Below are 8561 nucleotides of genomic sequence, written 5' to 3' on the forward strand. Positions count from 1 at the left end.
ATCGCGGGATGAACCCGCTCCCACCAAGCAATACTACCGCTGGTAGGAGCCGCTTTATGCGGCGATATCTTGCGCCGCACTTCTGAAAACCAATCCCTCAAATGGTCTTTCGACGCTGCCAAACCCTGCAAAGCACTAAAGCAAACACACCACTTGCGTAGGTCACATACAAAGGGATTGAGGTGTCGGCATCTTCAGCATACATAAACACACTCGACATCACCCAAGCTGCAACTGCACCAATCAATAACCACACCGCCGCAGAATACAACTTATACACCGGCGCACTCATATAACCCGACAACACCACACAAGCTGCTGCTACACCACCTATCACCGGCTTTTTCCACCAGCCTGCATACTCCGCTAACATCCCTGCCAAGGTTGCTGAAACAATAAAAGTGACGATGACGATTATGATAGACAGTAAAAATTTAAGGGCTTGGTTCATAATTCACCTTGCTAACAATGACACTTCACACTTCTATAATATTCACAGATTACGTGTCCAAATTTAGTTTGCAACTACAAAATGCCGAGCCAAGCGCAGAGCAAACACAAGCAATTCAAGACTACGGCTGCGTCCTAGGGGATGACCATCGCGAGCTCGAAGCCAGCGGTCTTAACATTAATGCTTGGGACCCTGTGCTAATCCTCAGCACTTAACACTTCTCTCAACCGCGCAAACGTCACAAACTCATCGTTGGCTTCCATTACGGCGTACTCTGGGTTTCTTGCCACAAGTAAGTAGGTTACTGCACCTTGCGCATCAATCTGTTTTTTTACATCTCGTAATAAAAATTGTTCGTCGCCAGCTGTATCAAAGTGTTCGATGGCGATAGTAGTATTTGTAATTGAGCCGGCATTACTCGCCGTAATGCGCTCAAGTAATAGTAAATCTCCATCTAAGATGGGGTGCTTTCCACCATTCATGGAGTTGCCACTAGCATGAGCTAAGAAGTGTTTTTCGGGATCTACTTTTCCACATCCCAGAGGTGCTTCCATGAAAGACATTTCGCTACTATCTCCTGTTTTAAAGTGACCGCAGGCAATTTTTAAATTAGGGAAGTACGGTAGCTGCACTACATTTTCAACATTATCAATATGCTGCTTATTACTTAGCATCATGCCATCAGCTGCTTCTAGGGTGCTTTCAATTTCAGTTAGCGTGTCACGCTTAGTATGAAGGTATCTAGCAAGGCGATAGCGACTTAGCTCCAATATACAGTCGTACAGTTGTTCTATATCTTGCGTTTTCACCGTAAGGTTTAGTTTGAACTGTGCTTCCTCGACAGGTTGATTGGCCGCTTGTTCAATGGAAAACCAGTGGTGCGTCTTACGTTTGTGCGCAGTTTTTTTTGCTTCTGTGAAAGCATTAATCGGATTTTCAAACCAATAGTTGAACCAAGCTTTGCTGCCTTTAGTTTTGCTTCTGTCCTTTTCCGCTATGTCTAGCTTTCTTAGCTGAGGATAGTGCATAAGCACATCATAACTCCTATCGGCTAATGCACGTAGCGTAGGCGGAGAAGTGATACCATCAAGCTGCACAAATGCCTCAAGCAAAACCGCCTTAAAGCACTTTGTCATGTTGGTCACCTCAACGCTCTCTTTTAAAAACAACTTGTAGGGTTCAAGCCACTCGGCTGAAAGCCCTTCATCGCTCTTTGCCTTTACAACTAGCTCAAACCAGCTCCCGTAAAGTTTAACTTTCTTAAAGTCACCATATTCATGGAAAAACTCACAAGCATCAGGGGCATGACCTAGTTGTTCCGTTAGATTCTGATAGTCATCAAGTGCGGTTGTTCGTTGAGCTTTAGCAAGTTGTTGCCAAAAATCTGTAATTTCTAAGTCGTAATTTACAAAACAGCCCTCTGGTAGCTGAAACAACTGATTATCTGGAGTTAACTTCGCAACTAAGTCTCTAGGCGAGTGTGCACCAAAGAGCGCATAAGGCTTGTTCAAAAAGCAGTGATGGTTACCAATAAAATCTAATACCACTAAATGCGTTTTCTGTTGATGGGTTCTTAGTCCTCGACCTAATTGTTGTAAGAATAAAACCTTTGATTCGCTGGGCCTCAACATCATCACAGTATCGATAGTAGGCAAATCAGTGCCCTCGTTAAACAGGTCAACACTAAAAATAATTTGTAGCTTTTCAGATGCTAAATGCGCGAGTGCTTCACTACGTTTTATGCTTGATTTTCCATGTACAGAGGCCGCTGTAATTCCCGATTTATTGAAGTAGCTTGCCATGTAGTCAGCGTGTGCGGTAGAGATACAAAATGCGAGCGTACGTGTTTGCGCTAACCTTTTCCAGTGCTGTAAAGCATGTTTTGCTCTGCGCTCTGTAGCAAATTGGTTACTTAGACTGGTTGGATCAAACTTACCGTTACGCCAAGGGATTGCGGTATAGTCAACGCTTTCGTCCCAAATACCATAATAATGAAACGGCACAAGTGTTTTTGCGTCAATCCCCTGCACCAAATTGCGCTCATAGACGAGATTATTGTCACATAGACTCAAAATATCGGCTTGGTCAGTACGCTCTGGTGTGGCTGTTAGACCAAGTAAAAATTTTGGTTCAAAATAAGACAGTAAGTTTCGATATAATTTACTACTCGCATGATGAAATTCATCAACAACAATGTAGTCAAAGTAATCTGCTGTAAACTGCTTTAAACTCTCTGCTTTGCCAATACTCTGCACTGAGGCAAACAAAAAGTTGGCGTCACTTTGTTTTTGCTTACCAGTATAAAACCCAGCTGTGCAATCAAGTAATCGTGTGAACGTCTTGGCCGCTTGCTTAAGAATTTCTTCTCTATGTGCCACAAATAGGACCTTTTTAGCGCCTACTTGTTGAACATCAAACGCGGCGAGCCAAGTTTTCCCCATACCCGTGGCTAATACAACTAAACCTCTTTTATAGCCTTGTGCTCTCGAACTATTCAGTTTTTCTAGTGCTTCTTGTTGTTCTGGTCTAGGGGTAATCGGTTCGATGACAATGTCGGAAACGTCGTTGCTGACGGTTTTGAATTGCGGTTTATTACGTCGTTTTTGATAATGCTGTATCCACTGGTAACTCAAACATATTACCTGAGGATGAGTAAACAAACTGGTAAATGCAGCTCTAAACTGTAAAAAAGTTACTTTGTTGTTATCGTCGTGGCCGGTTGCAAAATCATGACGATAACACCACTCTAACCCTTGAGTTAGTGCCACTGCGCTTATATTGTTTGAACCAATAAACGCACTCCCTTCATAGACTTGACCATTTTCACCTTTGGTTTTGGTAAAAATGTATGACTTCATATGGAAACTCTCATTTCCACGAGTTTCGTATACTCTTAGATCAGCCCCTAAAGTCTGTAGTGTCATTAATTCTTTAAGTGCGAACGGGCAAGTAAAATCTAGGTAGTCCGAAGTAAGTAGCTTTAAAGTAGTGCCCTTTATCAAGGCGTCATACAAAGCATCAAACAGCAAGTCGAGACCTGAGCGCTGGATAAATGACACAGTAATTTCAATTTCATCGGCTTGCTCAATGGCATTGAGCAATGCAGGTAACAAGGGATCATCGCCCCCTGTATAGAGTTGCTTTTTGGTGCAAAGTGCGAGTTTTCCTCCTTGGTTATTACTGCTCACTTAATTAACCCTTCCTAAGCAAAGCATTTAACCAAAGCTCATTATCGCGGTTCGGCCTTCTATCTTCTGTCACCCATTGCTTAATGACGTTGAGATCTGAGCATGCTGCGATAACGTTAGATAGTCCGGTTTCATTAAGATCCGTAAACCTGCGACCATTATGTACTCGTTCACCCGCACCATATTTGAACGAAACATAAAGCACGCCATCAAGTTTAAGCGCTTCTTGTAATTTCATAAAAACATTAGGCAGATCTTTCTCTGCAACATGTAAAAGGCTGGCACAAGCCCAAATACCGTCAAAAGTAGCGATATCTTGTATCTCTTCAAAATATTGCTGTCTGACCGGCTGGCCTAATTGTGTAGCAGCGATCTTTACCAACTTTTCGCATGCGTCCATCGCACTCACTTCATAGCCCAGTCGTTTGAACGCTAGCGCATCGCGACCACTGCCGCAGCCCGCATCTAAAATGTGAATTTGACTTTTCTCACGCAAAGGAAGTTCGGGAAGAAACATCTGATAAAGCGGTTGCATATCAACATTAAGTGTTGAGCTTGCAAACTCTTCTGCATGTTGGCTGTAATAAGCGAGCGTAATTTCGGACATCTTCTACCTAAATTAACTTTATTTTGTAGCGCAGTGTAAATGACGATAATCATGATTGCTACGCCGCCATTGAAACTCTGCCGATTAACGCTCGCTTTCCGTTGCCAAAGCGCCGCTACAATGAAACTGATCTTGCTAATCTAAAGGTTAGATAAACGCTCAAGCGTATAAAGATCCTGTTCGTGAGCGGTTACTTAATCCTTAACCGCTGTATATATTCATTTGAAATTAGTTGTAAACGAATGCTGTGGGTATTAAACCCGAAAATCCGTACGTTTTGTAGTGATTTGCGTCAAGTTCCGAAGCTTTTACCACCAAAGTGTTTTCTCCTAAGGCCCAACGAGGTAGGCAGTATTCACATCTATTAACATACCTATCATAGGTTTTCAGAAAACGAAAAGGCCGCGATTCAAGTATCGCGGCCCCAGAAATATCGCAGGTTCTAATTACAATTTCTGAAGACGTATTGCGTCGGACAGCTCAGCTTTTTGGTACGACCAAAGTTACCATTGAGTTGTACTTGGCGACCATTTTTGCCAGCAAGCACTAAATCAACAAGCTTATCGGAGCTACCTTGTGCCCAAAAATAAACAGGCTCAGCTCCCGTTAGCGATTTCGCATCATGGATCTTACGAATATAGTTCACGTCATTTGGATCTGTATAATGCTGAGCCCCCATATAGCTCCAAACTTGGATCCCTTGGTTTGACTTTAAGTTGCTATTATACAAATGTACTTTTCCGCCTGCTATGCTGTCTCCACTCGACATTGGGAAAGCGATTTCACTGTAACCATCATTACTTTCTGTACGAATGGCGCCAGCCGAATAAGCGTGGTCAGCCCAACAATCTGAAGCATTGTAGCAGCCTACATAGGATTTATTACCTTGTTGGTCTATTACAAGCGCACGGATCATTTTTCTCGACTCAGCGGGTGTTTTAGGCACAAAGCCGTGGATCCCATCAGTCTCGGTAATTAACACTTTCAACGAAGTAACATGCTTACGGTTGTTTACCGTGATATCTAGATCTTTAACGTAAATACGCTTGACGATCGTTGTCGTATACGGGTTATAACCATTGACAATATCTACATTGCTGTCGGGTTGATACAACAAAGCTTGGTTTAGCTTGCTAAAGCTATCTATATATTGATTGTAGAAGGTATCAATCAGACGTTGGCCATTGCGGTTATACCAAGTTCTGCCATTATCACTTGAGTACATGAAATATAGATTTGTTCGGTTATCATTTGGGTAGTGACGAAGCTGACTACCACCATTCTTTCCTTTGGCGTAGCAATCGGCTGTTGAAAAACCATTTATGGTACAACGATCAGGTACGTGCACATTAAATGCAATGGCAATAACACCATCTTTCTCAGTACTAACGGCATAATGACCAAAACTCAGCTTGTCATCCAGCGCGACTAACTTCTTACTCGGCTTAACTGCAACTTGTTGAGTGCTCGCATTAGTAGGCGCAACTTCGGTAAAATAAAGCTGGCGACGAGCAGTCTGGCGATATTTATCACTCATTGCTTTTGGCGTTTGGATATAGCGTGTATTCAGTAATACAAACTTATCTTCTACCCACCAAGATTGCGGATAAGTAAAACCAAGGTAGTAACAAGGATCGCCACGATCTGAGCAGTTATGATCTTTATCAAGCTCTTCACCCACTTCATTTTCCGCATGAACTAGCTCAAACGCGCCGACATTGCCATTTTTCAAAACATCCGTTTTTAAGGTTGAGCGGTAAATTAATCCGCCACGACTTGAGTTACGACCTGAAATAAAGACATAAACATATCCTCGATCATCCATGTTTAAAACGGCAGTATCGTGAAAGTCACTGGTTTCTTTGACATGCACAATGGTAGGTTCTTTTATTTCACCAGTTTTATGGTTGTACGCACCAACAGCAATCACTAGGCGTTCATAGCCTTTATTCGGAGGCATATTAGATACAGCGCAATCAGAATGTGCCCCATTGATCACGTAATATGTCCAATCGCCGCGTTGTATCGCCATAGGAGCAGCCTTTGCTGAACCTGTTGAAGAAGGGCCTGAATACTTTGGAACGTTAACACCGCCAACTTGGAATAGTTGATTGTCCAGACTATACCAACTGCCCCTTAATAGTTTTCTATTTAGCCCTCCAGCTTGGTTCAAGTAATTGTACGGTGATAATTCATCGCGAAAATTATTTGCATAATTGCTGTAAGAGTCGTCATCATAATTTAAATTCGCTTGCTCATAACGACATGAGCCGTGCTTATTGAAGTTGTAACGATCTGAATAACCTTTACTTGGATCTGCGGCGACGCTTGAAAATACGGGAGAAAGTAAAATTCCGGCTAGTATCGCCTTGTTTAGACATTTTTTCATTGTCATTCCTTTAATTAGAGTTTTCCAGTACCTATTTCATATAACTGGCAATGAATTTAATAACAAAAATCACAAAAAAACAACAATCCTTGTTACTCTCCATGTTGTTTACAACTTTTCCACATTCACCTACATTGAAAATGTAGCTTGGGTCTCAACAGGAAAGTGGCATGCACTTCAAAAATAAAATAACAAACGAGCGTTCTTATAATACCGGTGGCAGTGAGGCGAGTAGTCTTGAAAGTGACCGCGGGCGCATTATCAACAGTGCTGCGCTTAGGCGGCTGCAACAAAAAACTCAGGTGTTTCCACTGGAGCGCAATGCGGCGGTGCGTTCGCGCTTAACGCATTCGCTGGAGGTACAACAAAACGGCCGTTACATTGCTAAAAAAATTGTTGATGCGCTAGTGCAACAAGGTAGGCAAGATTTACTGCAATATACAGATAAAAATGGCCAGCAGGTGGATTTGTCTGAGTGTTTGGTCACCCTGTCAGAAATGGCCTGCCTAATGCACGATATTGGTAACCCTGCATTTGGTCATTTTGGCGAAGCCGCTATCAATGATTGGTTTAAACGCTATTTGACTCAACATCAGCAGTTTGCAAAAAGTGCTCGGGCAGCGCTTAGGTATGGCTCAAAGGAAAGCAAGGCGTCGGATCTGGCAGTGCTGAATCAAGAAATGGAGTTATTACTCGATATTTGTAGTTTTGAGGGTAACGCCCAAGCCATTCGCGTTATTCATACGCTTTCTCGGCTTAACCTGACCTATTCGCAATGTGCCACTGTGATGAAGTATACCCGCTGCGCAACCACGCCTAAATCGACCGTGGCCACTGATAAATCTTATCTGCAAAAGAAAGTTGGATATTATTTTAGTGAAAGTGGGTTTGTCAGTGAGCTGTGCGACAAGTTACAGATCCAAGTAGGTAATCGCCACCCTGTGACTTATATCATGGAAGCGGCTGACGATATTGCTTATTGCCTTGCCGACATGGAAGACGCGGTTGAAAAAGGCATTATTAGTGTAGATGAGTTAACAGGTTGTTTGATCGAGGAATATCAAAATATCGCTGCTGGGTTTGGTATTACCGATGATAAGCACTTGGAGCTGATGAGTAAAAAGCTGCACTATGCCAATGACAAAGCCAGTAAGCATATGGCAAATTTTGATAATGAGTTTTTTATTTGGCTCCGTGTGGGGTTGCTACACCCGCTTGCTGAACATGCCAAAACGCGTTTTATCGACAACCTTGATGCAATTTATGAGGGCCATTTTAATGCTTCACTGCTGGAGGATAACAGCCACCTGCATGCCATTGTAAAATCGTTAAAAACGGTGGCGGCCAACAAGGTGTTTTCGAATAAAGAAGTCGAGCAGTTGGAGCTTCAAGGCTACAAGATCACCAGCAGCATATTGAATGAATATCAGCGAGTGCTTGATTTAAACGCCAACGAGTTTAACGCAGCATTAAATGGTGAGCTTGGCTTTGCGATAGAGTCCCGATTGATTAATCGAATTTCCAAAAAGTATGTTGCGGTATACCGCGAAACCTTGGCGCAGCTTAGTGAAGCCGAGCAAGCTGAGCCGATATTTGAGTTTTATTATCGCTGCCGCCTTATCCAGGATTTTATTAGCGGTATGACCGACCAGTTTGCTTATGATACCTACCGTGCATTGACCGCGTTGGATTAAAGTTGATAGTTGAGGGTGTTTCAGCAGTGGTATTGCAGGGTTGGAGCGGGTTTTCCCCGCGATATTTTATTGAAAAAATCGCCGCATAAAGCGGCTCCTACCAGAGGGGATATTTAAGCGTTATCCAGCCGTAATATTGTGTGGTAGGAGCGGGTTTACCCCGCGATATATGATGAACAGATCGCCGCGTAAAGCGGCTCCTACCAGAGGTGGTATTTGAGCGGTAACCAGC

The 8561-nt window shown here is 43.0% G+C and carries 6 protein-coding genes; 2 read left to right on the forward strand and 4 right to left on the reverse strand.

The window, feature by feature from the left end; translation table 11 throughout:
* Window positions 1–97: 97 nt before the first annotated feature.
* Window positions 98–451, reverse strand: a complete 354-nt coding sequence (locus tag CEX98_RS18920; protein ID WP_099643563.1) for a hypothetical protein — start codon at window positions 449–451, stop codon at window positions 98–100.
* A gap of 53 nt (window positions 452–504) precedes the next feature.
* Here CEX98_RS18920 and CEX98_RS22930 point away from each other — a divergent pair, with 53 nt between their 5' ends.
* Window positions 505–666 (forward strand): hypothetical protein, encoded by a 162-nt coding sequence (locus CEX98_RS22930; RefSeq protein ID WP_172439804.1) that lies wholly within the window; start codon window positions 505–507, stop codon window positions 664–666.
* Here the strand turns inward: CEX98_RS22930 and CEX98_RS18930 are convergent.
* The 3 genes from CEX98_RS18930 to CEX98_RS18940 all read right to left on the reverse strand — a co-directional run bounded on the left by CEX98_RS18930 (window position 649) and on the right by CEX98_RS18940 (window position 6635).
* On the reverse strand, window positions 649–3639 hold the full coding sequence (locus tag CEX98_RS18930) for a DEAD/DEAH box helicase family protein (RefSeq protein ID WP_099643565.1): 2991 nt from the start codon (window positions 3637–3639) through the stop codon (window positions 649–651). The two genes, CEX98_RS22930 and CEX98_RS18930, sit on opposite strands and share 18 nt — an antisense overlap.
* A gap of 4 nt (window positions 3640–3643) precedes the next feature.
* Window positions 3644–4246: a class I SAM-dependent methyltransferase gene (locus CEX98_RS18935; RefSeq protein WP_099643566.1), complete on the reverse strand. Its 603-nt coding sequence runs from the start codon at window positions 4244–4246 to the stop codon at window positions 3644–3646.
* A gap of 442 nt (window positions 4247–4688) precedes the next feature.
* Entirely contained in the window at window positions 4689–6635 is a 1947-nt protein-coding gene (locus CEX98_RS18940) for a hypothetical protein (protein ID WP_099643567.1), read from the reverse strand.
* A 170-nt stretch (window positions 6636–6805) separates the two neighbouring features.
* Here CEX98_RS18940 and dgt point away from each other — a divergent pair, with 170 nt between their 5' ends.
* Complete coding sequence (gene dgt, locus CEX98_RS18945; RefSeq protein WP_099643568.1) at window positions 6806–8329, forward strand: dGTPase; 1524 nt, start codon at window positions 6806–6808, stop codon at window positions 8327–8329.
* The last annotated feature ends 232 nt before the right edge of the window (window positions 8330–8561 follow it).

This window comes from Pseudoalteromonas piscicida, assembly GCF_002744175.1.
Lineage (GTDB): Bacteria > Pseudomonadota > Gammaproteobacteria > Enterobacterales > Alteromonadaceae > Pseudoalteromonas > Pseudoalteromonas piscicida_B.

Coding starts and splice junctions, on each gene's coding strand:
- CEX98_RS18940 (WP_099643567.1), bottom strand. CDS start 6,635: ATGAAAAAATGTCTAAACAAGGCGATACTAGCCGGAATTTTACTTTCT.
- dgt (WP_099643568.1), top strand. CDS start 6,806: ATGCACTTCAAAAATAAAATAACAAACGAGCGTTCTTATAATACCGGT.
- CEX98_RS18920 (WP_099643563.1), bottom strand. CDS start 451: ATGAACCAAGCCCTTAAATTTTTACTGTCTATCATAATCGTCATCGTC.
- CEX98_RS18935 (WP_099643566.1), bottom strand. CDS start 4,246: ATGTCCGAAATTACGCTCGCTTATTACAGCCAACATGCAGAAGAGTTT.